This is a genomic window from Streptomyces sp. NPDC002276 (assembly GCF_053891435.1).
In genome coordinates, this window is the sequence record NZ_JBSFCQ010000031.1 from 1 (window position 1) to 26,846 (window position 26,846).

A 26,846-nucleotide genomic window follows, 5' to 3' on the forward strand; every position below is an offset into this window, starting at 1 on the left:
AACTGGACGTGTCCATACAGGAGGCCCTGCTTCGCCTGCGGGCCCACGCGTACAGCAGTGAGCGGTCCCTGCGTGAAATCGCGGCGGATGTGGTCACTGAAGAGCGACGGCGCCACTTGTGGCCTCCTGGACGGCGCATGGTGGCCCCGCTCCCGGGATCTGCTGAGCGAACTGCCCGCGCTGGCTGCCGAGTTGGACCCGTTGTGGGGCCGCATCACCCGCATCGCCGTCAACCCGATGTACTGGCCGACCGTCCCCCGCACGGTCCCCGTGGACGGTCACATCGTCAAAGTGGGCTGGTTCGCCGCGGAAATCGACCCGCACAAGCTGCTGCTGCTCTCCTACGGCATCGGACGATGGGATCTGCTGATCATCCCGCCGGAGACCGGGGCGGAGTCGGCGGCCAGGCTGATGGCTGCCGCGTCCGACCACGACGGCCCGCCGCTGACCGCGAGCGCGCTCATCGCCGCGGACGAGGGCCGGCACGGCGTCGCCGCGGCCTAGGTGCCGCTGGATCCGGACGACGTGTGCTGTCCACGGCTCGCGGTCGCTTCTGCCGGGAACTTGATCGCGCCTCGTTTTAGGGCCGGTTGGCCCCCCGCACTGCCCTTCGGCCCACAGCGCGACGACGGCCGGGGCGGGACATTGGAGAAGCCACCGCACTCGCTGTGGCGGTGGCAGGAGGACGGGATCGCTATGGCAGTTCACGATCATTCGACCGGGCGAGCGGGACTACGGTTTCGCTCGCGCAGCAGGGCAGCGACCTCGGCGACCTCGGTCGCGGCGCGTGACACCACCCGGTCGGCCACGTTCGCCATGGTCTTCGCGGGCGTACGGATCCTGACCGGGTTCGTCTTCCTGTGGGCCTTCCTCGACAAGACGTTCGGGTGGGGGTACGCGACCGGTTCGGGCAAGGGCTGGATCGATGGAGGGTCGCCGACCAAGGGCTTCCTGAGCGGGGTCGCCGCGGGACCGTTGCAGTCGACCTTCCACGGCATGGCCGGGGACGGCTGGGTGAACTGGCTGTTCATGCTGGGGCTGTTGGCCATCGGCGTCACCGTGATGTCAGGCGTGGCGCTGCGGTTCGCCGCGGTGGCCGGCACCGTGATGATGACGTTGATGTGGGCTGCCGAGTGGCCGCCGGCCCAGCACCTTTCGACCGGTGCGCCGAGCATGTCGTCGAACCCCCTGGTCGACTACCACGTCCTGTACGCCGCGATTCTCATCACGCTCGCTGTCGGCCATGCCGGCCGCGTGTGGGGCCTGGGGCGTGGCTGGGAGCGTATGGCGATCGTGCGCGACAACCGCTGGCTGAGTTGAGAGGCCGGCGGTCATGCGACACAGCAAGATCGGCTCCGTGATGACGGGCGACGCCGTATGCGTCGAGTTCGGCACTCCGTTCAAGGAGGTTGCCCGTCTCCTCGCTCACCACCGGATCAGCGGCCTGCCCGTCGTGGACGACGATGAGCGGGTGTTGGGGGTCGTCTCGGGCAGCGACCTGATGCGTGACCAGGCTCGCGCGGCGCGTTCCCTTGAGCCGCCGCCGCGCCTGCGCCTCCTGCGCAAGGGACGAGGCGTCGGGCGCGAGGACACCAGGGTCCGGGCGCATTCGGCCGGCCGGCTGATGTCGAAGCCGGCCGTCACCGTGCACGCCGAGGACACCGTCGCCGTCGGCGCGCGGATCATGGCGCAGTACGGGGTCGAACGGCTGCCGGTCGTCGATGAGGAGGACCGCCTCGTCGGCATCGTGACCCGGCGGGACCTGTTGCAGCTCTTCCTGCGGCCGGATGCGCACCTGCACCGCGAAGTCGTGGAAGAGGTCCTGGGCGGGGCCCTGCATCTGCCGCTCGCGGCGGTCGCTGTCGACGTCCACGACGGGGTTGTCACTCTCACGGGCGAGGTGGAGCGGCGCATCGAGGCCACGGTCGCGCAGCGGATGACTCAACAGGTCGACGGTGTGATCGATGTCGTTTCCGAGCTGACCTGGCGTATCGACGACAGCGTGGGCGGGGCGGTGGAGGAGGACCTGAAGGACGTCGCGGACGCCTGGATCCACAAACTGTGAGACGGAGGATCGGCCATGGCACGGCGAGCACTCGTCGCGTACGGGACGAAGAACGGTTCGACACAGGGGATAGCCGAGGCCGTCGCGGACGCCTTGCGCACCCACGGCATCGAGGCCGAGACGCATCCAGCGTCCGAGGTCGGTGACGTGAGCCCGTACGACGTGGTGGTTCTCGGCGGAGCGCTGTACGCGGGCCGCTGGCACCGGGACGCGGTGCGGTTCGCGCGCCGACACCGTGCCGCGCTGCTGGATCGCGCGGTGTGGCTGTTCAGCAGCGGTCCGCTCGACGCCTCGGCCGACAAGCGGGATATTCCGCCGGTGCGCGGCGCACGGCACGCGGCGACGCGTCTGGACGCCCGGCAGCACGTGACGTTCGGCGGCCGGCTCGAAGCCGGGGCGCGAGGCCGCATGGCACGGATGATCGTCGAGTCCGGACGCGGCGGGGACTTCCGGGACTTCGACCGGATCGCCTCGTGGGCCACTGGTATCGCGCGGGAGAGCGCTGTGGAGGCACAAGTGCGATGACGGGCACCGGAGCCGCGATGCTGCGGTGGCGGAGCAATCCGCTGCGCGGGACCTCGGACACCGTCGAGGCGTGGACCGCGCTCCTGCTGGGAGTGCTTCTCGGGCGGGCGCCGAATGCAGCCGGTCTCGATCGACGGGGACCACCGATGTCCGGAGGGCGATGTGAGCCAGGAACGCGTTTTCACACCGGAGTCACCGATCCGGGTCTTCCTGCTCGACGATCACGAGGTCGTACGACGCGGGGTGCATGACCTGCTCGATCTGGAACCGGACATCATGGTGGTCGGCGAGGCGGAAACCAGTGCGCAGGCGCTGGTCCGCGGTCCGGCGTCGCGTCCGGATGTCGCGATCCTGGACATGCACCTCCTGGGCAGCGACGGCATCACCGTCTCCCGTGAACTGCGGGACCGGGTGCCGGAGTTGGCCTGCCTGATGCTGACCTCGTTCGACGATGACGACGCCCTGCTGGACGCGATCATGGCCGGGGCGGCGGGCTATGTGTTGAAGCGGATCAAGGGCTCCGACCTAGTCGCGGCGGTGCGGACGGTGGCGTCTGGGCAGTCGATGCTGGACCCGGCGAGCACCGGACGGTTGCTCAGCAGTCTGCGCGGCCCGTCCGGGCAACCCGCTTCGGAGGCAGGTCCGTTGGACGCTCTGGACGTGCGTGAACGCCAGATACTGGATCTGATCGGTGAGGGACTCACCAATCGGCGGATCGGCAAACGGCTCTATCTGTCGGAGAAGACCGTCAAGAACCACATCTCGCGGCTGCTGGCGAAACTCGGGGTCGAGCGCCGGGTCCAGGCGGCTGTTCTGGCGGTCCGGCCTGGCTCGCCGCCCCACGAGAACGACGAGAACGCCTGAGATCCCGCTGAGCCCGGCTAGCGGCGGTCAGGCAAGGGGACGGCCCAGCGGAGAAGGGTGCCGCCTGCGGGCGGGGCGGTCAGGGTGAGTTCGCCGGCCAGGTTCCGCGCGCGCTCGCTGAGATTGCGCAGCCCACTGGGGTCTCCGCCCTTGCCGATTCCGACGCCGTCGTCGGTGACGGTCAGCGTGAGCCGCTCGTTGCGGACGACGAGTTCGATCTCCGCGGACGTGGCGTGCGCGTGCCGGGCGATGTTCGACAACGCTTCACTCAGCACCGCCACGACCTCGTCCGCCACGGTGTGCGGGACATCGGTGTCGAGCAGGCCTTCCATGAGCAGGGACGGAGTGAACCCCAGCGCGGGAACGGCTTCCTCGGCGGTCTTGGAGGCACGGGCCCGCAGGCCGTGGCCGATCGCGGTGCTGTCGTGGGCCCGCAGACCGAAGATCGTGGACCGGATGATTTTGATGGTGGTGTCGAGGTCGTCGACCGCCCGGCCGATCCGCTCGGTCGCTTCCGGGTGCTCGACGAAGCGGTTCGCGCTCTGCAGCGTCATTCCCGTGGCGAACAGCCTTTGGATGGCCAGGTCGTGGAGGTCGCGCGCGATGCGGTCGCGGTCCTCCAGCAGGCTCACCTGCTCGGCCGCCCTGCGTCGGTCGGCGAGTTCCAGCGCGAGTGCGGCCTGGCCGGCGAAACCGGGCAGCGGTGCGATCTCCGCCTGGGTGAAGGGCGGACGCCCCGCGGTGCGCGCGAGTACGAGCACCCCGCGATCCTTGTCACTGGTACTCATGGGAACGGCGACCGCGGGTCCCAGCCCCGTCCAGCGTTCGGGACAGTAGGTGACCCTCGGGTCACTTCCCACGTCCGAGGTGACGACCAACTGCCCTGCGGCCAGGGCCTCTCCGCTCAGAGTCCCCTCGCGGGGCAGCCGCACACCACGATGCAGCGCGGCACCTTCCCCGAGCGCGAGTACCCCGTGCAGTTCCCGGGTTCCGGAGGTGACCAGTTCGACCACGCCGAGATCGGCCGACGTGATGTCCTGCGCCCGGTTCAGCATCAGCTCCAGCACCTTCGTCTCAGGCGTTCCGGAGAGCAGGTCACGGGTGAGTTCGGCGCTGGCCGCCAACCAGCGTTCTCTGACTTGTCCCTCCGCGTACAGACGGGCGTTGTCGATCGCCACCCCGGCGGCCACGGCCAGGGTCGACAGGACGGCTTCGTCCTCGCTGTCGAACTGGGCACCACCGTGTTTCTGGGTGAGGTAGAGGTTGCCGAACACTTCTCCCCGGACACTGACGGGTACCCCCAGGAAGGAGTGCATCGGCGGGTGGTGCGGGGGGAATCCGTACGAGGCCGGGTGCTGCGACAGCTCGGTCAGCCGCAGCGGTTCCGGATGGCTGATCAGCTCGCCGAGCACCCCGTGCCCGGCGGGCAGAGCCCCGATCCGTGCCTGCTCGGCCTCACTGATCCCGACCGTGAGGAACTGCGCGAGGCTCTGATCGGGACCTATGACACCAAGCGCGCCGTACTCGGCGTCGACCAGAACCACCGCGGCCTCGGTGATGTGGCGCAGCACCTGGGAGAGATCGAGCTCGCGGCCCACCGACAGGACCGCCTGCAGCAACCGGTGAAGGCGTCCTCGGGTGCCGCGGACCACTTTGATCTGGTCCTGGAGTTCTTCGAGCAGTTCGTCCAGGCGTAGTTGCGGCACCGTCTCGGACCGTGCGGGTTCCTCGACGTTCACTTGCTGCCTCCGGTCGCTCGGTCGTCCCGGGCGACCCTGCCGTTGCCGGTGCCCGGTGGGTGGCGCGGCCAGGTCAGAACTGGTGCTCCGCGTCGCAACAGGTGAGGCATGGGAGGCGGCGACCAGTTTCCCTGAGAACGGCGAGGCCCATGCCCTCGGGCCGTGCCAGATGCTCCACGGTGACCTTGACAGGATCGGGGCAGAGCGAGACTCCGCCATGCCGGCAGACGGCGACGGCAGCGGTGGTCGTCCCGGACTGGTGACAGTCGTAGGGGTTCATGCGTCCTTCTCCTCTCCGAGCGGTCGACGGATGCGACGGGACGCGAAAGCACGTCCGGTCGAGCCGAGTCCTGCAGCAGGGTGCACGCTCCAATGGCGCACGAGTTCGGGTGCCCCGTTCTGCGGTCCCTACATGCGTGCGGTGGTGATCATCGGCCGACAGTTCGGTAAGCGCAGAGGGGCGAAGGGGCACGGCCGCCGACGCTGCGGAGAGCCCCTCGGGCGACGGGTGAGCGGAAGTGCTTCGGCGCGACAGCGCGGTGGAAGCGGTACGGCCGGGGGCCAGGGCGCCACCATCCACACTAGTCCCCGGGTTCGGGCCTGCGCAGCCGCGATCGCCCCGGCGCCCCGGGATCGGACCGGGCCGGGGACAGGACCATTCGGCACGTGTGCCCGGTCGGGCGTGGTCCTGGTCCGGGAGACCACGTTCTGGTCCCCGGCGGCCGGACCACGCCTCCACTCCGGGAGGCACATCGGGCAGGACAGCGTGCTTCTGGTCCGCGGAGGTTCAGCCCGTGCCCTGGCGGTGGTCCGCCACGGTGCTGGAGTGCGGCCCCCGCAGCGAGTGGCCGGAATCGCCGGCGCAGGGGGTGAACAGCACCCACAGCCCCGAGCGCAAGGAGGCGACGACGGAGCGCTCGGGGAGGCCGAGCAGGTGGGAGACGCTCGCGCAGGAGCGGTCTCCGATGAGGTGGAGGGCGAGTTCGACGCGGTCGAACGGGGAGGCGGCCACGTCGGGGCAGCGGTCTCTCGTAGCGGGCAGGTGTCCGGCAGCGGCGTGCGAGAGTGCTCGGTGAGGAGCAGGCGCGGCACTGGCCGGGGCCTCTCCTCGGTCCTGGGAGGCGGCAGGCTCGACGGGGTCGCTGAGTACTTCGGACAGGGCCGCGTCGACTACGTCCGGGTCGTCCGTCATGAGGGTGGACAGGGCGTGGATGGCCATCAGGTGACGGTCGCACCAGGCGACGACCGAGCGCCGGCGGTCGAGGAGCCGTTCGATCCGGAGGTCATGGGGTGAGGTGTCGGCGGCCTGGATCCTGTCCGGTGTGGTCACCACGGCCGGCTCCGGGTGCCGGGCTCGGGGTGCGCTGGTGAGAACCTGCTGGAACGTCCAGTACGGGCCATCGGATCCCTGCCGGGTTCGCCTGTCCCGGTGATCAGGGCACGACCATCCGTGCCGTGTCGATGCGCTGTCGGTGCGTGAGGAGTGGGCATGGTGCCTCTATCCGGAAGCGGTCGGCACGGCGCCATGGTGCGGGACAGGGCGGGTGTCTTCGCGAGGGAAGGACTGGAGCAACGGTCCTTGCTGATGCCCCAGGACACGGTCATGGGCTCCGGGCCCAGCGCCGTGCGTCCGCGAATGCGGCCTACGGCAGGAGAGTTGGGACCGCGCCGGTGGCCGCTGGGGAAGCACCGGGCGGCCGTACGGAGGGCCGCCACAGTGCATCCGTGTCAACTGGCAGTAAGCCGCCGGGGTCCAGGACGTCTGACCGCCAGGGTAGCCCCATTCGGGTCAGGCACAAGGGGACCACCGCCACGGTGACGCCGTTGATCAGACGGTCTTGGTCGCCCCGTTCAGTACGGGGTCCGGGCTGGTCGTGGTGCGGTCGGCGGGCGGCGGTGTGGCAGCGCCCGCGGCCGCGGTCTCGCGGGCGAGGAAGGCGCCGAGCTCGCCGATGGTGCTCATCAGCGGGGCGGGGAAGACGACGGTGGTGTTCTTGTCGACGCCGATCTCCACCAGGCTCTGCAGGTTGCGGAGTTGGAGGGCCAGGGGGTGGTCCATCATGATGTCCGACGCCTCCCCGAGGGCCGCCGCGGCCAGGGACTCGCCCTGAGCGTTGATGATCTTCGCTCGCTTCTCCCGCTCGGCCTCGGCCTGGCGGGCCATGGCGCGCTTCATGCTCTCGGGCAGCTGGATGTCCTTGAGCTCGACCAGAGTGACCTCCACGCCCCACTCGACGGTGGCGACGTCGAGGATCTCGCGGATGTCCAGGTTGATGCGGTCGGTCTCCGACAGCGTCTCGTCCAGCGTGTGCTGTCCGACGACCTTGCGCAGCGTGGTCTGGGCGATCTGGTTGATCGCGGCGTGCACGTTCTCGATCGCGATGACCGACTTCACGGCGTCCACGACACGGAAGTACGCCACCGCCGACACGTCGACGCTGACGTTGTCGCGCGTGATGATCCCCTGCGACTGAATGGGCATCGTGACGATCCGCAGCGAGACCCGGTGCAGGACATCGACGAACGGAATGATGAACCGCAGACCGGGAGATCGAGGCCCGACCAGCCGACCGAACCGGAACAGCACCCCTTTCTCGAACTGCTTGACGACCTTGATGGCCATGGCGAACGTCACGACGACCAGCAGGGCCACGATGACGATCAGGAAAACGAGTACTTCCATGGTGCTGCTCCTCGGATAGGGCACGAGACCTCTGGCTCCCTCGTGCTCCAGCCGGAGCGCGAAGAGAGGACCAGAAGCCGGACCGGGCTCATGCACCAGAAGGAGCGTATGGCCCGCGGTGCCGGGCCCGGCCGGGCCCGGCAGTTCATGCCGTGTTCCGAGCATGGCGCGCTGCCCGCGGCGCCGGCAGAGGCCAACCGGCCCCTCATCGCGTTCACCGACACACCTCGGCCTGGACACGGGTGGGCCGGACGGAGAGGGCCGATCGGCCCGGGAGGCAGGGCCGGTCGGCCGGCCGCGGGTTCAGCGAGGGTGCGTAGCGTGAAGCTGTCCGTCCGGTAGCCCAGTGGCGGCCGGCACCTGTGCGTCTGCACCCCCATCGGAATCCGGGGGCGAGCCTGTGCCGCCCGCCGCGCAAGCCGGCTCTGTTCGTGACCGATCGGCAGGAGAACGACATGGCTCAGCGGATCGACGAGAGGTCCTCGCCCGTCGTCGTCGTGGGTGTCGACGGTTCTACCGGCTCGCAGGCGGCACTGCGGTGGGGCCTGGCGCAGGCCGAGTTGACCGGCAGCACCATCGAAGCGGTCGCCGCATGGCAGTACCCCGAGGTGTACGGATACACCCTTGGCTGGAGCCCGTCGGTGCCCGAAGGAACCGAGTTCGCCAAGATCGCCGAACGAGCCCTGCAAGAAGCCGTGGACACGGTACGCGACCAGCTGGACCATCCGGTCGAGGTGAGGATCCGCGTGAACGAGGGTCATCCCGTGCAGGTACTGATGGACGCGGCCCGCACCGCACAACTCCTGGTCCTGGGCAGCCGTGGCCACGGCACCTTCACCGGCATCCTCCTCGGCTCGGTCAGCCAGCACTGCGTGCAGCACGCGCCCTGCCCGGTCGTCGTCGTCCCCCAACCGTGACCCGCGCGACGGGAAGCCGGCCGACCGAGGACAACGACCGCCCTCTCGTGGCGTGTTGGCTCTGACCGGCAACCGCTTCGAGGCGCATCCGCTCCATCTCAGGCACGTTCCTTCCCCGGGAGAGCCCTCATGACCCGGTCATCACCCACCGGTGAGCGAACAGCCCAGCCGCCCGTTGAGTCCGACAACGCCGAGCAGGCCGACGAGCGGCGGCAGCCGGCGGAGATCTTCCGCGACCTGCGCACCTCCCCGTCGGGCCTCACCAGCCGGGAGGCGACCCGCAGGCGACTGGTCTACGGTCCGAACGTGCTGACCCGATCCGGGGGCAGGCGCTGGCCGGGCGAGCTGCTCTCCCAGTTCACCCAGCCGCTGGCGATCCTGCTGGCCCTTGCCGCTGTCCTGGCCTGGGCCGGAGGAACACCGGCGCTCTCGGTTGCTGTGGTGGCCGTGATCCTCCTGAACGCCGGATTCGCCTTCGTCCAGGAGATGCAGGCCGAGCGGGCCGTGGAGGCGTTGGCCGCGTTCCTGCCGCCCACCGCCCGGGTTGTGCGCGACGAGGTGCGGTGCGAGATCGCGGCCAAGGACCTTGTGCCCGGCGACATCCTCATCGTCTCCGAGGGCGACCGGGTCTGCGCCGACGCGCGGATCATCGAGGGCACCGTCACTCTGGACCTGTCCTCACTGACCGGCGAATCACTTCCCGTGACCCGTTCGACAGAGCCGTCCGACGAGACCGGCTCCCTGCTGGAGGCACATGAAATCGTCTTCAGCGGCACCACGTGCAGCGGCGGCGAGGCGGAAGCGGTCGTGACCCGGACGGGCATGCACACCGAACTGGGCCGCATCGCCGCGTTGTCGCAACGCGTGCACACCGAACGCAGCCCCCTGGAGAAGCAGGTGCGGCGGGCCACCTGGATCATCGCCGTCGTCGCGGTCGCGATCGGCGCGGCCTTCCTGCCCGTCGGGGTCGCCGCCGGGCTGGGCTGGGGTGCGGCCCTCAGCTTCTCCATCGGACTGATCGTCGCCAACGTCCCCGAAGGGCTGCTGCCCACCATCACCCTGGCCCTCGCCGCGGGAGTGCGGGAACTCGCGCGTGGAGGAGCCGTCGTCAAACGCCTCTCGGGAGTCGAGACCCTGGGATCGACGACCGTGATCTGCACGGACAAGACCGGCACCCTCACCGAGAACAGGATGAGGGTCACCCGGTTGTGGCTCGCGGGCAGCGAGATGGACGCGGACCGGGCCGTTCACGAGCCGCAGGCGGTGCTCCTCGCAGTGAGCGCCGCCGCCTGCACCACCGCGGAGGCACCCACGCCGGCACAGCCTCAGGGCAGCGGAGATCCCACCGAACTCGCGATCCTCCGCCTGGCCGAGGACCTCGGCGTCGCCATCGAGCACTCCCGGCGCAAGGCAGCCCGCCGCACGATCTTCCCCTTCGACGCCCACCTGAAGCGCATGTCCACCGTGAGCGACGAAGCGGGCGCCGCCACGGTGCACACCAACGGCGCCCCCGAAGCCGTCCTGCCCTGCTGCACCCACCTCCTCGACGCTCAAGGCAAGAGCGTCGAACTGGACGCCGCCCTGCGCAGAGAGCTGAGTGCCACCATCGATGGCTACGCGGCTTCCGGACTGCGGGTGCTCGCCATCGCCCACCATGTCCTGGGCGACGGGGAGATGGTGCCGGTGGACCGGTCGGCAGCGGAATCCGGCCTGACCCTGATCGGCCTGGTCGCCATGGCGGACCCCGCACGTGCCGGTGTCGCCGACGCCGTCAAGGACGCGCACGGGGCCGGAATCCGTATCCACGTCATCACCGGCGACTACGGACTCACCGCCGCGGAGATAGCCCGCCAAGTTGGCATCGGTCATGTCGGCAGCCCGGTCCTCGCGGGCGACGTACTGGACCGGATGAGCGACAAGGACCTCGACGAACTGCTCGCGCGACGACAGGAGATCGTCTTCGCCCGCACCTCACCAGAGGCCAAACTCCGTATCTGCGAAGCCTTGCGGGCGCAGGGCGAAGTGGTGGCGATGACCGGTGACGGCGTCAACGACGCCCCCGCACTGCGCCACGCCGACATCGGCGTGGCCATGGGCAGGTCGGGAACGGACGTGGCCCGTGAAGCAGCCACCATGGTGCTCACCGACGACAACTTCGCCACCATCGTCTCCGCGGTCGACGCGGGACGACGTGTCTTCGACAACGTGCGCAAGTTCGTGCTCTACATCTTCGCCCACGCAGTGCCCGAGGTCGTCCCCTTCCTCGTCTTCGCCCTCTCGGGCGGCCACATCCCGCTGCCGCTGACGGTTCTGCAGATCCTGGCGATCGACCTCGGCACCGAAACACTCCCCGCGCTCGCACTGGGACGCGAGCCCGCCGAGCCCGGACTCATGACCCGCCCGCCCCGAGCCCGTACGACGGGAGTCATCGACCGGGCCCTCCTCTTCCGCGCATGGGCGTTCCTGGGAACCATCTCCGCGGCCCTGGTCATGGGCGGCTTCCTCTTCACCCTCTGGCACGCCGGCTGGCACCCAGGGGATCCGACAGGCAGTGGCACCCTCCTGCACCAGGCATATCTGGAAGCGACGACCATCACGTTCGTCGGCATCGTCGCCTGCCAGATCGGCACCGCGTTCGCCGCTCGCACCGACCGCGCCTCCCTGTTCACAGTCGGCGTCTGGACCAACCGCCTGCTCCTGTGGGGCATCGCCTTCGAGCTGGCCTTCACCGCGGCGGTCGTGTACGCGCCGCCCCTCCAGCACATCTTCGGCACGGCAGCCCTCAGCCCGGCTCAGATCGCGGTCATCGCACCGTTCCCGATCATCGTCTGGGGAGCTGACGAAGTCCTCCGCTGGGCCCGCCGCCACCGCGACGCGACCAGGGCCGCGTCGCGCCATACGCCCATGGCCTCATCCTTCGTAGAGGGGCGTATGGCAGACCAGGCAGGGTGAGCAGCGGAGTTCGCCGAACCGGATCGGGGGTCGGTCTTGGAGGCCTTCGCGTACCTCCCTCCGATCGCCGTCGTAGCCCGACTTCAAGCGTTTTCCGGCGAGGACAGGCCTGCGGTACCACGAGGCGAGTGGGGCCCTTCGGGGCCGTACCCGAGGCGGATGACCATCTGGGCGTGTGAGGGGCGGGTCTCCGCCGCTGTCATGAGTTGTTCGCGCAGGTCGGGCCATTCCAGTGCCTGGTGCATGAGCGATGCCCTGATGCCGTGCGCGGTCGCGATCAGCAGGACTCGTTCGAGGGCCTGGCCTGCGCGGAGCCAGTCGGTCCGGCGGTCGTGAGTGGTGGAGAGGACGGCGATCGCGGGCCACCGCTCGAAGAGGCTCGCGGTGAGCGTCTCCGGGTGGGGGTGGGCGCCGAAGTCCCGCACCGGGATGCGGTGTTGGAAGTCCTGAGGACCGAGTATCTCAGGTGGCACACCCAGGCCGGAGTCGTCCGTCTTCGCCACCCAGTGGCTTTCCGCGGCCCGGTCCGGATCGCTGGTGTTGCGGTGCTCCGCCTCCCCGGTGAGCCGCAGCACGCGGTCGGTCTGTCCTGGTGAGAGACGGTGCAGTCGAGCCCCTTCCCTGTGTGCCGCTTCGGCCAGTTCGGTGAGCAAGGGGGTGGGCAGCTGTCGTTCGGAGAAGGGGAAGCGGCTGCTGTGCCGGCGCCACAGGGCGTCGTACAGGGAAGTGTGCGAGGAGGTCCGGGCGGTGCCTGCGAGACGTACGGTGGCGAGCAGGTCCGGCTCGTCCGGATGTGGGAGCAGCCGGGTCACCGGTTCCCAGCCGAAGTGCTCGACCGCGACCCGCAGGTTCAGTACGGCGCAGCCGACGGACAGGTGCAGGGCGCGGCCCGTCGGGTCGATGTGGCGCAGGCCGCGGTGCTTGGCCGCGCGGATCTCCAACGTGAGGGTCTCCGGGGCCAGGCGCAAGCGCCAGGGCTGGGTGTTGTGGATCGACGGGGCGGCTACGGCCGCGGAGAGCAGCCTCTCCAGAGTCGTCCCGTCGAAAGCTGCGGTACGCATCGGGGCCTCCTGCCCGCCCTGCGCCGGAGGAGGCGGTCCGGCTTTTCGGTGACCGGACCGGCGTGGCGCCGGGCAGCACGGGAGGGGCGGGGGTCGTCCGGCCGGGGCTGAGTGTCGACCCGGCCGGAACTCACCTCGTGGGGCGGTCACCGTCGTGCGGCTGCTCCAGATGGGAGGCCAGGACCGCGGCCTGGACGCGGCGCTGGACACCGAGTTTGGCCAGCAGCCGGGAGATGTGGTTCTTGACGGTCTTCTCCGACAGGTAGAGCTTCTTGCCGATCTCGCGGTTGGTCAGCCCGTCCCCGATCAGGGCGAGGATGTCCCGCTCGCGGGGGGAGAGGCTCGCCAGTTCGGGTGCGAGGGCGGGCGTCTCGGCGGGTTCGGCACGCAGTGAGCGCATCAGACGGGCCGTGGTTTCGGGGTCCAGCATCGACTGGCCCGAGGCGACGGTCCGCACGGCCGAGACCAGGTCGGAGCCTCTGATCTGCTTGAGGACGTAGCCCGAGGCCCCGGCCATGATGGCGTCGAGCAGGGCGTCCTCGTCGTCGAACGACGTCAGCATCAGACAGGCCAGCTCCGGCATCTGGCTGCGCAGCTCCCGGCAGACCGTGATGCCGTCGCCGTCCGGAAGACGGATGTCGAGCACGGCGACGTGCGGGCGCAGCGCCGCGCAGCGGACGAGGGCACGCTCGACGGTGTCCGCGTCGCCGACCACCGAGATGTCCGGTTCGGCGTCGAGGAGATCGGTGACGCCGCGTCGTACGACCTCGTGGTCGTCGAGCAGGAAGACACGGATCGGGTTCCGCTCCGAGAACGTGTGTGACTCGGCCATGTCAACCCTCTACTCCTCGATGACGGACGGCCTGCGAGTTGCCCGTGAGGACGATCATTGCTCGCCGGGCCCGGATGCACTAGGGCCGACCGGCCCCAGTCGGCTTCGAAACGCGTCCGTGCCGGCCTCATGGTGATGGCCCGGTGACCCCTGTTGCCGGGTGATTGGCCGGTGAGACCGCACCCGCCCCTCCCCGCCGTTCGAGGTGGATTGCCTTGCTGTCGAACGCGCGGAAATCTGTGTTTGTTGAAGTAGACATTGGGGTCGGGTCGTGGTTATGGTTCTCTCGTAGCCCAGAGAAACAGCAGGGCCTGGCAGACACGAACTGCCGGGCAGCAGTACATGCAGGTGCAGTTCGCAGGACGGTGCGGTGGTGGAGTTCCGAAGCCGGAGCGGTTGCAGGACGGCGGCGGGGCTGACGGCCGGACCGGGTGGCCCGCAGTGATCAGGGGCCGCCGTGAGCAGGACCGCAAGGGCAGTACCCGTAAGTGCAGTTCGCAGGACCCAGCAGTGAAGTAAGAGAGCAGCACCTCGGTGAAGGCGTCGGCTGCGGGCGCGCGCACCGGGAGGTTCGGCAGTGGGGTTCCAAGCCAGGGCAGACGCAGGACGGGCGACGGGGCTGGCTGCCGGAGAGCGGTGCTGCCACAGGCCGCCGAGCAGTACGCGGTATCAGCGGTACGTATCACCAGGAGTACGCAGTACCCCATTTGTAGGCAGTTGATCCCAGAGGGAAGAACGGAGGAGCCGAGCGCCATCAGGATCGCCCGGGCCGACATCTTGAACCCGGGTACCGCAGGACATCGATAGTGAGGTGGTCTCCGGTCAAGCAACCGCGATCCCAGCACCCCCGACGGCATTCAGGCCGGGGCTGCGGAAACAGAAGGCCGGCGCGGTAACAGGGCCGGCAGATGGTGTACAAGTTCCTTCGGGGCCCTGGTGCGATGAGCACCAGGGCCCCTCGACGCGTTCCACAGAGAGGTGCAAATGACAGCAGACGACTCGTTCGGCCGTATCGACGACGACGACTACCCCGCCTACACGATGGGCGGAGCCGCCGAACTTCTCGGTACCACCCAGGGCTTCCTGCGCGCCATCGGCGAAGCGCGCCTGATCACCCCGCTCCGCTCCGAGGGCGGACATCGCCGCTACTCCCGCTACCAGCTGCGCATCGCCGCCCGCGCCAGGGAACTCGTCGACCACGGCACTTCCGTCGAGGCTGCCTGCCGCATCATCGTCCTCGAAGACCAGCTCGAAGAAGCCCAGCGCATCAACGCCGAATACCGCCGCACCGCAGAAGCAGCGAACCCGACCAACCCGACGACCACGGCCTGAGACGGCCGCGCCCAGCGGGCGTTCAGCCCCGGCTGCCAGCGCCGTACGGGGCGTACAGGTCCAGCAGCCGGGTCCGGGCGGAGCGGAGGCGGTGGGCGAGCACGTCACCGACCCACTGGGCGATGGTGTTGCCGATGGCCGGATCTTCCTGGCACATCAGGCGGACGGCCGTGGCGTCGAACTCGTACGCCCGCACCGGGGTCGTCACTTCGGCGCCAAGGTGCCAGACGTGCGGGGTGAACAACCAAGGCCAGCCGACGAGTTCGTTGTGCCGGAGGGTCTCGATGACGGCCGCGGGGCGGCCCGGCACATGCATGTCGAGCTGGATCGTGCCCGTGCGGATGATCCAGAACCGGTCGGCCCTGCTGCCACCGCCCACGAGGCCGTGCAGTGGCTCTACCTCGGCTACCTCGCCGCCGTGAAGGAGCAGAACGGCGCCGCGATGTCCCTGGGCCGCACCTCGACCTTCCTCGATGTCTACCTCCAACGGGACCTGGAGGAAGGGGTCATTGACGAGACCCGCGCCCAGGAGCTGATCGACGACTTCGTGATCAAGCTGCGGATCGTACGGTTCCTGCGCACCCCCGAGTACGACGCCCTGTTCTCCGGCGACCCGACCTGGGTGACGGAGTCCATCGGCGGCATGGGGAACGACGGCCGCACCCTCGTCACCCGCACCTCCTACCGCTTCCTGTAGACCCTCTACAACCTCGGCCCCGCACCCGAACCCAACCTGACTGTCCTGTGGTCGCCCCAACTCTCCTTTGCCTTCAAGGAGTTCTGCGCCCAGGTCTCGATCGACACCAGCGCCGTCCAGTTCGAGTCCGACGACCTGCTGCGCCCGTGCACCGGCGACGACACCGCGATCGCCTGCTGCGTGTCGGCAGGCAAATGCAGTTCTTCGGCGCCCGGGTCAACCTCGCGAAGGCGCTGCTGTACGCGGTCAACGGCGGCCGGGACGAGATGACCGGCGACCAGGTCGCGATCCCGACGACCCCGCTGACCGGGGAGTACCTCGACTACGAGGAACTGTCGGCGGCGTACGACCACGTCCTGGACTGGCTGGCCCGGACGTACGTCAACGCGCTCAACGTCATCCACTACACGCACGACAAGTACGCCTACGAGCGCATCGAGATGGCGCTGCACGACTACCCGGTGCACCGCTTCATGGCGTGCGGCATCGCCGGTCTGTCGGTCGCCGCCGACAGTCTGTCCGCGGTCAAGTACGCACGGGTGAAGGTGTTCCGGGACGCCACCGGCCTCGCCGTCGGCTTCCGCACCGAGGGCGACTTCCCGGCATACGGCAACAACGACGACCGCGCCGACAGCATCGCCGCAGGACTCGTGGAGTCCTTCATGGCGAAGGTGCGCCAATACCCCACCTACCGGGACGTCGAGCACACCCAGTCCGTGCTGACGATCACCTCGAACGTCGTCTACGGCAAGCACACCGGCAACACCCCCGACGGCCGCCGAGCCGGACAGCCCTTCGCCCCGGCGCCAACCCGATGAACGGCCGCGACCGGCACGGGGTGGCCGCTTCGGCACTGTCGGTCGCCAAGTTGCCGTACGAGCAGGCCCGCGACGGCATCTCGCTGACGACGAACATCACCCCGGAGGGACTCGGTCACAACCCCGGGGAACGCGTCGGCCACCTGGTCGGCATCCTCGACGCCTACATGGCCGCGGGCGGCTTCCACATGAACGTGAACGTCCTCGACCGCGCCATGCTGGAAGACGCCATGGAACACCCGGACCAATACCCGGACTTGACCATTCGCGTGTCCGGTTACGCCGTCAACTTCGTCCGCCTGACCCGGGAGCAGCAGCTCGACGTGGTCAGCCGTACCTTCCACGGATCGCTGTGAGTGCCGTCCGGGCTGTGACGACCGGCCGGATCCGCTCCTGGGACCTGTCCACCGGCGTGGACGGCCCCGGGACCCGGTTCGTGCTCTTCGTCTCCGGCTGTCCGTTGCGCTGCCTGTACTGCGCCAACCCCGACACCTGGCACATGCGGGACGGGCGGGAGGTCACCGTCGACGAGGTGATGGCGGAGATCGAGAAGTACCGCGTCTTCATCACCACGGCCGGCGGCGGAGTGACCGTCACGGGCGGCGAGCCGCTGCTCCAGTCCGCCTTCACCGGCGAGGTTCTGCGCCGCTCCAAAGAGGCGGGACCGCACACCGCCCTCGACACCTCGGGCTTCTTCGGCGCCCGCGCCTCCGACCAACTCCTCGCCGACACCGACCTGGTGCTCCTGGACATCAAGTCCTTCCACATCACGGCCTACCGCCACCTGACGGGCGGCGAACTCGTGCCCACCCTGAACTTCGCCACCCGCCTCGACCGGCTCGGCGTCCGGATGCGGATCAGATATGTCCTGGTGCCGGGTTGGACGGACGATGCCGAGTCCGTGGAGGGGCTGGCCGACCTCGTCTGGGGCCTCGGCTCGGTCGACCGCGTGGACATCCTGCCGTTCCACAAGCTGGGCGCCACGAAGTACGAGGCCCTCGGCGTCCCGTTCCCGCTGCGCGACAGTCCCGTCCCCACTCCCGAACTGGTCGAACGTGTCCGTGCACAGTTCCGGGCACACGGCCTGTCGGCCTACTGATCGCGGTTCCACCGGCAGGCACACGGCCGTGACAGGTGAGGTGTGTCCGGGTCGCCGGGGGCCGCAACACGCCCCCAACAGTCCCTGGAGACAGGGCCGTTCAGCCCTGCGGTCACGGACCTTCGGCATCCGGTGGCCGCCGCCCCGCGAGACGAGAGTGAGGGGCGTCAGACACCGACCGGACACTCCCGCTCCTCCCCGAAGGGATCACCACCATGGCCGTTCACGAGAACCCTCACCGCAGCGAGGGCTTCCACCTGCCGTCCTCCCGCAGCAACGGGATCGCCCCCGCCTCCGTATCCGAGTCCACCGTGTCGGCACGCAGCGACGCCCGGGCCTACGCCCTCGCGTCCCTGCGCCTGCTCACCGGGTTCGTCTTCCTGTGGGCCTTCCTCGACAAGACTTTTGGTCTCGGCTACGCCACACCCTCCGGCAAGGGCTGGGTCGACGGCGGGTCGCCGACCAAGGGCTTCCTGAGCTCCGTCGCCGCCGGGCCGATGCGGTCCACATTCCACTCCTGGGCCGGGGCCGGCTGGGCCGACTGGCTGTTCATGCTCGGTCTGCTCGGGGTCGGGGTCGCGCTCATCGCCGGTGTCGCACTGCGCTTCGCGGCCGTCGCGGGCACCTTGATGATGGCGTTCATGTGGCTGGCCGAGTGGCCGCCCGCCCAGCACCTCGCGGACGGCTCGCCGAGCATGTCGCCGAACCCGTTCGTCGACTACCACCTCATCTACGCCGTCGCCCTGATCGCCCTGGCCGCCTTCTCCGCCGGCGACACCCTCGGCCTCGGCAGGCTCTGGGCGAAGCTCCCGCTGGTCCGCCGCAGCCACTGGCTGCGGTGACCGCGGGAGGGCGGCGGGCTCGTCGGTGGGCCCGCCGCGCCGAACACCGGCCAGGGCCGTTCGGTCCCTCGCAGGGACCTGCGGCCCCTGCCGGGCGCCTCATCCGAGGACCAAGCTCGCATCAGGACTCCCGATCCAGGACCCCCGATCCAAAAGGTGGACATCATGACCCGCACCGTCACCGCCGGCCTCGACGGCTCCGCCGAGAGCCGGGCGGCGGCCGAGTGGGCCGCCCGCGAGGCACGGCTGCTCGGCCTGCCGTTGAAGCTGGTCCAGGTCTGGGAGCCGGTGTCGGTGCCGGTGTCCATGGCGCAGGCACCGCTGCTCGGCGCCGAGACGTATCCGTACTGGCCCGAGAGGATTCCCCGCGAGACGGGCGAGGGCATCCGGCTGCGCCATCCCGGCCTCGACGTGACCGCCGAACAGCTTTCCGGCCGGACCACCGACGTACTGGCGAGCGCGGCGAAGGACGCGGAACTGCTCGTCCTCGGCTCCCGCGGACTGGGCGCGGTCGGCGGGTTCATGGTCGGCTCGGTCGGGCTGTCCGTCGTGGCACATGCCGACCGGCCGGTGGTGTTCGTCCGCGCCGGGGAACAGGCCGCCGACGAACACGAGATGGGCCCGGTCGGCATCCCGTCCGCGGCGACTCCGTTCCGGCCCGTCGTCCTCGGCCTCGACATCGAGAGCCCCGACGACGAACTGATCGGCTTCGCGTTCGCCGCGGCCGTCCGCCGCGGTACCTCCCTGCGCGTCGTGCACGGCTGGGACGCGCCCGCCTACTACGGCTACGGCCTCCCCGTGGACCTCGAAGTGCAGGGGGCCCTGGCCCTGCGCGAGTCCACCACCCTCACCGAGGTCCTGCGCCCGTGGACCGAGAAGTTCCCGGAGACCGAGACCACCGAGGAGTGCCCCTACGGCACCCCTGGCAACCACCTCGTCGACGCCTCCCGTGAGGCCTCGCTGGTCGTCGTCGGCCGCCGTGTCCGCCGCGGCCCGCTCGGCGCCCACATCGGCTCCGTCACCCACGCCGTCCTGCACCACTCCACCGCCCCCGTCGCCGTCGTCCCGCACGACTGACCCACACCTGAGGAGCAGCAACCATGAAGGCAGCGGTTGTACGAGCCTTCGGCGAACCCCTGGTCATCGAGGACCGCCCCGACCCCGAGCCCGGCCCCGGCCAGGTCCGCGTGTGTGTCGAGGCGTCCGGGCTATGCCACACCGACATCCACGCCGCCCGCGGCGACTGGCCGGTCAGGCCGATCCCGCCCTTCGTGCCCGGCCATGAGGGCGTCGGCCTCGTCGAGAAGCTCGGCGACGGCGTCACCCACCTGTCCGTCGGGCAGCGGGTGGCCGTGCCGTGGCTCGGCTGGGCCTGCGGCCGGTGCGAGCACTGCCTGTCCGGCTGGGAGACGCTGTGCGAGCAGCAGATCAACACCGGCTACGGCTGCGACGGCGGATACGGCGAGAAGATGCTGGCCTGGGCCGACTTCGCCCAGCCGGTGCCCGACGGCGTGACCGCCGTGGACGCCGCCCCGCTGGTCTGCGCCGGGGTGACCACGTACAAGGCCCTCAAGGTCGCCGGCGTGCGGCCCGCGCAGCTCGTCGCGATCTCCGGTGTCGGCGGGCTCGGTCACCTGGCGGTGCAGTACGCGAAGATCGCGGGGGCGACGGTCGCGGCGATCGACGTGACCGACGAGAAGCTCGAACTCGCCACCGCGCTCGGTGCCGACCTCGTCATCGACGCCCGCAAGGAGGATGTCGGCGAGGTCCTCAAGCGGCACGGTGGTGCGCACGCCGCGATAGCCCTGGCCGTGAACGAGTCCGCGTTCGCCGCGGTCAACTCCGGTCTGCGGCGCGGCGGGAAGCTCGTCATGGTCGCCTTGCCCGCGCACGGCACGATCCAGGTCCCGATCTTCGACATCGTGCTGAACGGCACCTCGGTGATCGGCTCGATCGTCGGCACCCGGCAGGACCTCGCCGAGGTCTTCCAACTGCACGCGGCCGGCCGGACCGAGGCCATCCGCGAGACCCGTCCGCTGGCCTCCGTCAACGAGTCCATCGCCGACGTGGTGCGCGGCGACGTCAAGGCCCGGATCGTCTTCGACCTCGGTACGGGACGGTGAGGGCGATGGACGACCTCCCGATCGTCGTCGGCGTCGACGGCTCCGAGCCCAGCCTGCGCGCCGTCGACTGGGCGGCCGACGAGGCCGTGCTGCGCGGGCTGCCGCTGCGGCTCGTGTACGCGTCGCTCTGGGAGCGCTACGAGGGCACCTCGCTCGCCGACGTCCTCGACAAGCCGTCCGAGCAGGTGCGTTCCGAAGACATCGTGGAGACCGCCGCCCGGCGCGCTCGCCACCGACAGCCTGACGTGAAGATCTCCACGGCCGTGCTGTCCGAGGAACCCGAGTACGCGCTGGTGCGGGAGAGCCGGAGCGCCTCGCTGCTGGTGACGGGAACCCGGGGCCGCAGCGGCCTCGCCGAGACGCTGCTGGGTTCCGTGAGCCTGATCGTGGCCGGGCACGCGCAGTGCCCGATGATTCTCGTGCGCGGCAACCCCGACAGCCGTGACAACCAGGCCCGGACCGGCATGCACGGACGCGTCGTCGTAGGCGTCGGAGAGAAACCGGCGGGCTCGGCGGCGATGCGCTTCGCCTTCGAGGAGGCACGGCGGCGCGGGGTGCCGGTGGACGCCGTACGGGCCTGGCGGTGGCCCGCGCGCGAGAACACCGACCAACCACTGCTCGCCGGAGAGCCCGCCAGACTGCATGTGCGGCAGGCGGTGGAGACCCTCGAAGCGGCACTCCAGGACGCCCCCACCGACGTCGCGTCACACCGCCGCACGGCCGAAGGCCACACCCGGACCGTGCTCGTGGACGCCTCGCGCGGCGCCGACCTCCTGATCGTCGGGGCCAGGCGCCGCCCCGGGCACTACGGGCTCCAGCTGGGCCGCGTGGCCCACGGGGTCCTGCACCACTCCGCCTGCCCGGTCGTGATCGTGCCCGAGCGGGTGTGACGGACAGCCGGACCGACGGCATTCCCCCGATGACTTACGGAGCCACCATGACCACGGTCGAAGACCAGCACGGCACCGCACTTTCCGACGACGAACTGCGCGCCCTGGACGCCCACTGGCGAGCCGCCAACTACCTGGCCGCCGGCCAGATCTACCTGATGGCGAACCCGCTGCTGACCGAACCCCTGAAGCCGGAGCACATCAAGCCCCGGCTCCTGGGCCACTGGGGCACCTCGCCCGGCCTCAACCTCGTGTACACCCACCTCAATCGGGTGATCAAGGGGCGAGGGCTCGACGCCCTGTGCGTGTGGGGTCCCGGTCACGGCGGGCCGTCCGTGCTCGCCAACTCCTGGCTGGAGGGCAGCTACAGCGAGACCTACCCGGACGTGTCGCGCGACGCGGCGGGGATGGACAGGCTCTTCCGGCAGTTCTCCTTCCCGGGCGGAGTACCGAGCCACGTGGCGCCGGAGACACCGGGGTCCATCCACGAGGGCGGCGAGCTGGGGTATTCGCTGGCGCACGCCTACGGCGCCGCCTTCGACAACCCGAACCTGCTCGTCGCCTGCGTGATCGGTGACGGAGAAGCGGAGACGGGGCCGCTCGCCGCCGCCTGGCACTCCAACAAGTTCCTCGACCCGGTCCACGACGGCGCCGTCCTGCCGATCCTGCACCTCAACGGCTACAAGATCGCCAACCCGACCGTACTGGCCCGGCTTCCCGAGTCCGAACTCGACGAACTGCTGCGCGGCTACGGCCACGACCCGATCCACGTCACCGGCGACGACCCGCTCCAGGTACACGAGGCCATGGCCGCCGCACTCGACGACGCGCTGGACCGCATCGAGGCGATGCAGCAGACGGCCCGCCGCGAGGACGGCGTGGCCGAGCGCGTGCACTGGCCCATGATCGTGCTGCGCACCCCGAAGGGCTGGACCGGACCCGCCGAGGTCGACGGCGTCCCCGTCGAGGGCACCTGGCGCGCGCACCAGGTCCCGCTCTCCGAGGTACGCGAAAACCCGGAGCACCTGAGGCAGTTGGAGGCCTGGCTGCGCTCCTACCGCCCGGAGAAGCTGTTCGGCGCCGACGGCCGGCCCGCCCTGGACGTCCTCGCCTGCGTGCCCGAAGGCACCAAGCGCCTCGGCTCCAGCCCGTACGCCAACGGCGGTCTCCTCGTGCGCGATCTGCCGATTCCGTCCCTGCACCGCTTCGCCGTCCCCGTCGACAAGCCGGGCACGACCCTGCACGAGCCCACCCGCGTCCTCGGCGACCTCCTGGAGCAGGTCATGCACGACACCTCCGAGCGCCGTGACTTCCGCCTGGTGGGCCCCGACGAGACGGCCTCCAACCGGCTCCAGGCCGTCTTCAACGCCAGCGGCAAGGCCTGGCAGGCACAGACGCTGCCGGTCGACGAGCACCTCGACCGGCACGGCCGGGTGATGGAGATCCTCTCCGAACACACCTGCCAGGGCTGGCTGGAGGGCTACCTCCTCACCGGCCGGCACGGACTGTTCTCCTGCTACGAGGCGTTCGTGCACATCGTCGACTCGATGGTCAACCAGCACATCAAGTGGCTCAAGACATCGAGGGAGTTGCCCTGGCGGGCACCCATCGCGTCCCTCAACTACCTGCTGACGTCGCATGTTTGGCGCCAGGACCACAACGGCTTCTCGCACCAGGACCCCGGCTTCGTCGACCACGTCCTCAACAAGAGCCCCGAGGTCGTCCGGGTCTACCTCCCGCCGGACGCCAACACCCTTCTCTCCGTGGCGGATCACGTCCTGCGCAGCCGCGACTACGTCAACGTGGTCGTCGCCGGCAAGCAGCCCTGCTTCGACTGGCTCTCCATGGACCAGGCCCGCGCCCACTGCGCGCGCGGCGCCGGCATCTGGGAGTGGGCCGGCACCGAGAACGGCGGCGAACCGGACGTCGTGCTCGCCTGCGCCGGCGACGTACCCACCCTGGAGACGCTGGCCGCCGCCCAGTTGCTCCGCCGTCACCTGCCCGATCTCGCCGTGCGGGTCGTCAACGTCGTCGACATCGCCCGGCTGCTACCGCGCGAGGAACACCCGCACGGAATGGGCGACTTCGAGTACGACGGCCTGTTCACCCAGGACAGGCCGGTCATCTTCGCGTACCACGGCTACCCGTGGCTGATCCACCGGCTCGCCTACCGCCGCGCGGGCCACGCCAACCTGCACGTGCGCGGCTACAAGGAGATGGGGGCCACCACGACCCCCTTCGACATGGTCGTGCGCAACGACATGGACCGTTACCGCCTGGTCATGGACGTCATCGACCGCGTGCCCGGACTCGGTGTCCGCGCCGCCGCCGTACGCCAGACGATGGCCGACGCCCGTACCCGGCACCACGCCTGGATCCGCGCACACGGTACCGACCTGCCCGAGGTCGCCGACTGGACCTGGACCGGCTGAAAACCCCCGCCACGCAAAGGAGTTCACCGCCATGACCGTACGCGTCGGCATCAACGGCTTCGGCCGTATCGGCCGCACCTATCTGCGCGCGGCACTCGACCGCGCCGAGGCTGGCACCCAGGACGTCGAGGTCGTCGCGATCAACGACATCACCTCGCCCGCCACCCTGGCCCACCTCCTGGAGTACGACTCCACGTTCGGGCGTATCGGACGCGACGTCATCCACGACGACAGCTCGATCACGGTCGACGGCTGGCGCATCGCCGTCACCGCCGAACGCGACCCGGCGGCGCTGCGCTGGTCCGACTACGGCGCAGGCATCGTCGTCGAGTCCACCGGACGCTTCCGCGACCGCGACTCCGCCGCCCTGCACCTGAAGGCCGGCGCCCACACCGTGCTGCTGTCCGCGCCCGGAAAGAACGCGGACGCCACCATCGTGATGGGAGTCAACGACGCGACGTACGACCGCCGACGGGACCGGATCGTCTCGGCCGCCTCCTGCACCACCAACTGTGTCGCCCCGATGGTCAAGGTGCTCCACGAGGCGTTCGGTATCGAGCGTGGCGTGATGACCACCATCCACGGTTACACCATCGACCAGTCCCTGCTCGACAGCCCGCACAAGGACCTGCGCCGGGCCCGCTCGGCGGCCCTGAGCATCATCCCGACCAGCACCGGCGCGGCGCGCGCTGTGGGCCTGGTGCTGCCGGAGCTGGCCGGCGTCCTGGACGGCATCGCCGTCCGTGTCCCCGTCGAGGACGGCTCGCTCACCGACCTCACCGTGGTCCTGAACCGCGAGGCGACCGCGGACGAGGTCAACACGGCGTTCACCGTGGCCGCCGAGGGACCGCTGAACGGCATCCTCCGGGTGACGAAGGCACCCATCGTGTCCCGTGACGTCATCGGCGATCCCGCCTCCTGCGTTTTCGACCCGGCCCTCACCCAGGCCAACGGCACGCTCGTAAAGGCCTTCGGCTGGTACGACAACGAATGGGGCTACACCAACCGGCTCCTCGACCTCACGGCACTGGCGGCGGACGACTGACGCGTCCGGAACAGACCCCGTTCGGTCGGGAAGATGGCCCGACCGGCCCAAGCGGTTCCCCTCGTACGCAGGTCAAGCTGGATGTGCGGGGCGAACCCGGCGCGAGCGGGACGCCTGACTCGTACGGGCAGCCGAGATCCCGCCCCCGACCGTCATCAGCAAGCCGAGGGATGTGACGACCATGCCCGAACGGACAACGACCAGCACCGACACGCCGGCGGAACGACCCCTGGGAGACCTGGGACGCCGCCTCGCCGGCCGGCGCGTACAACTGGGCCTGACCCGGCCGGAGGCAGTCGCCCGGGCGGGCATGGCGCCCAGCTACCTGAAGTACCTGGAGGAGCATCCCGGCGCCGCGCCGAGCAGGGGTGCGTTTCTCAGCCTGGCCGACGTTCTGGAGACCACGGTGCCGGAACTCGCCGGCGGGGCCGTCGATCTGCCGCCCGGGCTCGAACAGGCCGCTCGCAGCCCCGAGTTCACGGAGCTCGGCGCGGACGAGCGCAGGTCCCCGCTGGGCACGCACGGGGTGGGGAGAATCGCGGTGTCAACCGGTTCGGGACCTGTCGCCGTGCCGGTCAACTACAGCGTCGTAGACCACGCGATCGTATTCCGGACAACCTTCGGTACGACGCCGTCGCTTGCCGTCGGCCGGCGGGTGGCCTTTGAGGTCGACCGCATCGACGACGCGTTCAGCCGGGGCTGGAGTGTGCTCGTGCGTGGACGTGGGCGAGCGGTGACGGACCCCGACGAGGCACGCCGGCTCGCGGACAGTGCCCACAGCACGCCGTGGGCGGGAGGCGAGCGCGAACTGTGGGTGCGGGTCGAACCGCAGGCGGTCACGGGACGCCGGATCACCGTGTGACGGAGACGTCGTCGTCCGGCACCGTCCGGACGGGCGCCCCTTCTGTCGTCCCCTTACCCGCGCCGTAAGCCGAACGGCCCCTTCCCAAGGGGCCGTTCGGCTTTCTGACGGGTACTCATGGCTCCTGCCCCTTGCGGCGGCGGACGACGAGCATCGTCGGTGGAGGCACTCCGGCCCGGATCGTAGGGCGGCGCCCCTGGTCCGCCACGGACCCGCTTTCGGCGCCTCCTGCCCCAGGCACAGCTCCTGGGCACACCCTGAGCACGTAGAAGGAAGCAGGCCCATGACTCTCCAACACGTGGTCGTCGGAGTGGACGGCTCACTGGTCTCTGTACGGGCGTTGGACCAGGCCGCGGAGGAAGCGGTACGGCGTGGCGTCGCGCTGCGCGTGGTGTACGCCGTGCCCGACCGCGACGAAGCCGGTCCGGTTCTCGGGTCCGCCGCCTCGCGCGTGCGTGAACGGCACCCGGCCGTGCCCGTCGAGACCAGGGCCGTGGAGGACGGCGTCGTGCGTGGGCTGGTCCGCGAGAGCGCGGACGCGGTGCTCACGGTCGTGGGCACGCGGGGACTCGGTGGACTGGCCGGCCGCGTGTGCGGCGCGGTGAGTTCACGGCTCGCCGCGCAGGCGCACGGGCCGCTGCTGGTCGTACGCGGAGAACGTCCCCACGCCGACTGCCGCGATGTGCTGCTCGGCCTGGAGAGCGACACCGGCACAGAGGCGGGCCTCTACGCCGTCGAGGAGGCGGCGCGGCGCGGCGCGCGCCTGCGCGTCCTGCCCTCCTTGACGCACCGGCACACGAGTCCCGAACTGCCCTCGCTGATACCGGCGACGAGCCCGGGACACGAGCGCCACCCCGGGACGGAGGTCGAGAGCCGAACGGTCCGCACCACCCCGGCGCAGGCCCTGGTCGAGGCCACCCGGGATGCCGTCGTCGTGGTCATCGGATCGCACCGGCCGGGAAGTCGGCACGGCAGCCACCTGGGGCCGGACGCGCGCACCCTCCTGCACCACTCGCACTGTCCCGTGGTCGTCGTGCCCACCGGGTGACCGGCACCCCTCCCGCCATG

Annotated in this window: 22 protein-coding genes and 2 pseudogenes; 18 read left to right on the plus strand and 6 right to left on the minus strand. The window is 70.1% G+C overall.

Annotation, left to right across the window (positions count from 1 at the left end):
• Positions 1-87: 87 nt before the first annotated feature.
• From ACWIHT_RS43805 to ACWIHT_RS43825, 5 genes and pseudogenes are all read left to right on the plus strand, one after another.
• Positions 88-495: pseudogene (locus tag ACWIHT_RS43805) on the plus strand (DUF5994 family protein); the annotation flags it as partial.
• Between the two features lie 201 nt (positions 496-696).
• Positions 697-1,320 (plus strand): hypothetical protein, encoded by a 624-nt coding sequence (locus ACWIHT_RS43810; RefSeq protein ID WP_456174221.1) that lies wholly within the window; start codon positions 697-699, stop codon positions 1,318-1,320.
• A 13-nt stretch (positions 1,321-1,333) separates the two neighbouring features.
• Positions 1,334-2,065 carry a CBS domain-containing protein gene (locus ACWIHT_RS43815; protein ID WP_456174222.1) on the plus strand — a complete coding sequence of 244 codons (732 nt, stop codon included), beginning with the start codon at positions 1,334-1,336 and terminating at the stop codon, positions 2,063-2,065.
• Between the two features lie 15 nt (positions 2,066-2,080).
• Positions 2,081-2,590: a flavodoxin domain-containing protein gene (locus ACWIHT_RS43820; protein WP_456174223.1), complete on the plus strand. Its 510-nt coding sequence runs from the start codon at positions 2,081-2,083 to the stop codon at positions 2,588-2,590.
• Between the two features lie 162 nt (positions 2,591-2,752).
• On the plus strand, positions 2,753-3,454 hold the full coding sequence (locus ACWIHT_RS43825; RefSeq protein ID WP_456174224.1) for a response regulator: 702 nt from the start codon (positions 2,753-2,755) through the stop codon (positions 3,452-3,454).
• Positions 3,455-3,471: 17 nt separating this feature from the next.
• Here the strand turns inward: ACWIHT_RS43825 and ACWIHT_RS43830 are convergent, their stop codons facing one another.
• The 3 genes from ACWIHT_RS43830 to ACWIHT_RS43840 all read right to left on the minus strand — a co-directional run bounded on the left by ACWIHT_RS43830 (position 3,472) and on the right by ACWIHT_RS43840 (position 7,876).
• A complete protein-coding gene (locus tag ACWIHT_RS43830) occupies positions 3,472-5,193 on the minus strand; it encodes a GAF domain-containing protein (protein ID WP_456174225.1) in 1,722 nt (573 codons plus the stop codon).
• A gap of 787 nt (positions 5,194-5,980) precedes the next feature.
• A complete protein-coding gene (locus ACWIHT_RS43835) occupies positions 5,981-6,526 on the minus strand; it encodes a hypothetical protein (protein ID WP_456174226.1) in 546 nt (181 codons plus the stop codon).
• A 495-nt stretch (positions 6,527-7,021) separates the two neighbouring features.
• Entirely contained in the window at positions 7,022-7,876 is an 855-nt protein-coding gene (locus ACWIHT_RS43840; RefSeq protein WP_456174227.1) for a slipin family protein, read from the minus strand.
• 455 nt (positions 7,877-8,331) lie between these two features.
• Between ACWIHT_RS43840 and ACWIHT_RS43845 the strand changes: the two genes are divergently transcribed.
• Complete coding sequence (locus tag ACWIHT_RS43845) at positions 8,332-8,793, plus strand: universal stress protein (protein ID WP_456174228.1); 462 nt, start codon at positions 8,332-8,334, stop codon at positions 8,791-8,793.
• 129 nt (positions 8,794-8,922) lie between these two features.
• Positions 8,923-11,745 carry a cation-translocating P-type ATPase gene (locus ACWIHT_RS43850; protein WP_456174229.1) on the plus strand — a complete coding sequence of 941 codons (2,823 nt, stop codon included), beginning with the start codon at positions 8,923-8,925 and terminating at the stop codon, positions 11,743-11,745.
• 83 nt (positions 11,746-11,828) lie between these two features.
• Here the strand turns inward: ACWIHT_RS43850 and ACWIHT_RS43855 are convergent, their stop codons facing one another.
• The gene (locus ACWIHT_RS43855; RefSeq protein ID WP_456174230.1) at positions 11,829-12,806 is read right to left on the minus strand and encodes an Acg family FMN-binding oxidoreductase; all 978 of its coding nucleotides are present in this window, start codon (positions 12,804-12,806) and stop codon (positions 11,829-11,831) included.
• Between the two features lie 130 nt (positions 12,807-12,936).
• Positions 12,937-13,638: a response regulator gene (locus ACWIHT_RS43860; protein ID WP_456174231.1), complete on the minus strand. Its 702-nt coding sequence runs from the start codon at positions 13,636-13,638 to the stop codon at positions 12,937-12,939.
• A gap of 984 nt (positions 13,639-14,622) precedes the next feature.
• Between ACWIHT_RS43860 and ACWIHT_RS43865 the strand changes: the two genes are divergently transcribed.
• Entirely contained in the window at positions 14,623-14,970 is a 348-nt protein-coding gene (locus tag ACWIHT_RS43865) for a MerR family transcriptional regulator (RefSeq protein ID WP_456174232.1), read from the plus strand.
• A 22-nt stretch (positions 14,971-14,992) separates the two neighbouring features.
• Here the strand turns inward: ACWIHT_RS43865 and ACWIHT_RS43870 are convergent, their stop codons facing one another.
• Positions 14,993-15,400: a cyclic nucleotide-binding domain-containing protein gene (locus ACWIHT_RS43870; RefSeq protein WP_456174282.1), complete on the minus strand. Its 408-nt coding sequence runs from the start codon at positions 15,398-15,400 to the stop codon at positions 14,993-14,995.
• On the opposite strand from ACWIHT_RS43870, the pseudogene ACWIHT_RS43875 reads away from it, so the two are divergent.
• From ACWIHT_RS43875 to ACWIHT_RS43920, 10 genes and pseudogenes are all read left to right on the plus strand, one after another.
• Positions 15,332-16,841, plus strand: a pseudogene (locus ACWIHT_RS43875) (pyruvate formate lyase family protein); the annotation flags it as partial. The gene ACWIHT_RS43870 and the pseudogene ACWIHT_RS43875 overlap by 69 nt on opposite strands.
• A 14-nt stretch (positions 16,842-16,855) precedes the next feature.
• Positions 16,856-17,584, plus strand: a complete 729-nt coding sequence (gene pflA, locus ACWIHT_RS43880; RefSeq protein ID WP_456174233.1) for a pyruvate formate-lyase-activating protein — start codon at positions 16,856-16,858, stop codon at positions 17,582-17,584.
• 215 nt (positions 17,585-17,799) lie between these two features.
• A complete protein-coding gene (locus ACWIHT_RS43885; protein WP_456174234.1) occupies positions 17,800-18,426 on the plus strand; it encodes a hypothetical protein in 627 nt (208 codons plus the stop codon).
• Between the two features lie 165 nt (positions 18,427-18,591).
• Positions 18,592-19,503, plus strand: a complete 912-nt coding sequence (locus ACWIHT_RS43890) for a universal stress protein (RefSeq protein ID WP_456174235.1) — start codon at positions 18,592-18,594, stop codon at positions 19,501-19,503.
• A 23-nt stretch (positions 19,504-19,526) separates the two neighbouring features.
• On the plus strand, positions 19,527-20,549 hold the full coding sequence (locus ACWIHT_RS43895) for a zinc-dependent alcohol dehydrogenase (RefSeq protein WP_456174236.1): 1,023 nt from the start codon (positions 19,527-19,529) through the stop codon (positions 20,547-20,549).
• Between the two features lie 5 nt (positions 20,550-20,554).
• The gene (locus tag ACWIHT_RS43900) at positions 20,555-21,439 is read left to right on the plus strand and encodes a universal stress protein (protein ID WP_456174237.1); all 885 of its coding nucleotides are present in this window, start codon (positions 20,555-20,557) and stop codon (positions 21,437-21,439) included.
• A 47-nt stretch (positions 21,440-21,486) separates the two neighbouring features.
• A complete protein-coding gene (locus tag ACWIHT_RS43905) occupies positions 21,487-23,871 on the plus strand; it encodes a phosphoketolase family protein (protein ID WP_456174238.1) in 2,385 nt (794 codons plus the stop codon).
• A 31-nt stretch (positions 23,872-23,902) separates the two neighbouring features.
• Entirely contained in the window at positions 23,903-24,916 is a 1,014-nt protein-coding gene (gap, locus tag ACWIHT_RS43910) for a type I glyceraldehyde-3-phosphate dehydrogenase (RefSeq protein ID WP_456174239.1), read from the plus strand.
• Between the two features lie 181 nt (positions 24,917-25,097).
• Positions 25,098-25,778, plus strand: coding sequence for a pyridoxamine 5'-phosphate oxidase family protein (locus ACWIHT_RS43915; RefSeq protein ID WP_456174240.1), 681 nt, complete (start codon positions 25,098-25,100; stop codon positions 25,776-25,778).
• A 283-nt stretch (positions 25,779-26,061) separates the two neighbouring features.
• Positions 26,062-26,826 (plus strand): universal stress protein, encoded by a 765-nt coding sequence (locus tag ACWIHT_RS43920; RefSeq protein ID WP_456174241.1) that lies wholly within the window; start codon positions 26,062-26,064, stop codon positions 26,824-26,826.
• Positions 26,827-26,846: the final 20 nt, after the last annotated feature.

What these genes read in the sequence shown, in the direction of transcription:
- ACWIHT_RS43810 (WP_456174221.1), top strand. Translation starts at nt 697, where the DNA reads ATGGCAGTTCACGATCATTCGACCGGGCGAGCGGGACTACGGTTTCGC.
- ACWIHT_RS43815 (WP_456174222.1), top strand. Translation starts at nt 1,334, where the DNA reads ATGCGACACAGCAAGATCGGCTCCGTGATGACGGGCGACGCCGTATGC.
- ACWIHT_RS43820 (WP_456174223.1), top strand. Translation starts at nt 2,081, where the DNA reads ATGGCACGGCGAGCACTCGTCGCGTACGGGACGAAGAACGGTTCGACA.
- ACWIHT_RS43840 (WP_456174227.1), bottom strand. Translation starts at nt 7,876, where the DNA reads ATGGAAGTACTCGTTTTCCTGATCGTCATCGTGGCCCTGCTGGTCGTC.
- ACWIHT_RS43845 (WP_456174228.1), top strand. Translation starts at nt 8,332, where the DNA reads ATGGCTCAGCGGATCGACGAGAGGTCCTCGCCCGTCGTCGTCGTGGGT.
- ACWIHT_RS43850 (WP_456174229.1), top strand. Translation starts at nt 8,923, where the DNA reads ATGACCCGGTCATCACCCACCGGTGAGCGAACAGCCCAGCCGCCCGTT.
- ACWIHT_RS43855 (WP_456174230.1), bottom strand. Translation starts at nt 12,806, where the DNA reads ATGCGTACCGCAGCTTTCGACGGGACGACTCTGGAGAGGCTGCTCTCC.
- ACWIHT_RS43860 (WP_456174231.1), bottom strand. Translation starts at nt 13,638, where the DNA reads ATGGCCGAGTCACACACGTTCTCGGAGCGGAACCCGATCCGTGTCTTC.
- ACWIHT_RS43865 (WP_456174232.1), top strand. Translation starts at nt 14,623, where the DNA reads ATGACAGCAGACGACTCGTTCGGCCGTATCGACGACGACGACTACCCC.
- ACWIHT_RS43885 (WP_456174234.1), top strand. Translation starts at nt 17,800, where the DNA reads ATGGCCGTTCACGAGAACCCTCACCGCAGCGAGGGCTTCCACCTGCCG.
- ACWIHT_RS43890 (WP_456174235.1), top strand. Translation starts at nt 18,592, where the DNA reads ATGACCCGCACCGTCACCGCCGGCCTCGACGGCTCCGCCGAGAGCCGG.
- ACWIHT_RS43895 (WP_456174236.1), top strand. Translation starts at nt 19,527, where the DNA reads ATGAAGGCAGCGGTTGTACGAGCCTTCGGCGAACCCCTGGTCATCGAG.
- ACWIHT_RS43900 (WP_456174237.1), top strand. Translation starts at nt 20,555, where the DNA reads ATGGACGACCTCCCGATCGTCGTCGGCGTCGACGGCTCCGAGCCCAGC.
- ACWIHT_RS43905 (WP_456174238.1), top strand. Translation starts at nt 21,487, where the DNA reads ATGACCACGGTCGAAGACCAGCACGGCACCGCACTTTCCGACGACGAA.
- gap (WP_456174239.1), top strand. Translation starts at nt 23,903, where the DNA reads ATGACCGTACGCGTCGGCATCAACGGCTTCGGCCGTATCGGCCGCACC.
- ACWIHT_RS43915 (WP_456174240.1), top strand. Translation starts at nt 25,098, where the DNA reads ATGCCCGAACGGACAACGACCAGCACCGACACGCCGGCGGAACGACCC.
- ACWIHT_RS43920 (WP_456174241.1), top strand. Translation starts at nt 26,062, where the DNA reads ATGACTCTCCAACACGTGGTCGTCGGAGTGGACGGCTCACTGGTCTCT.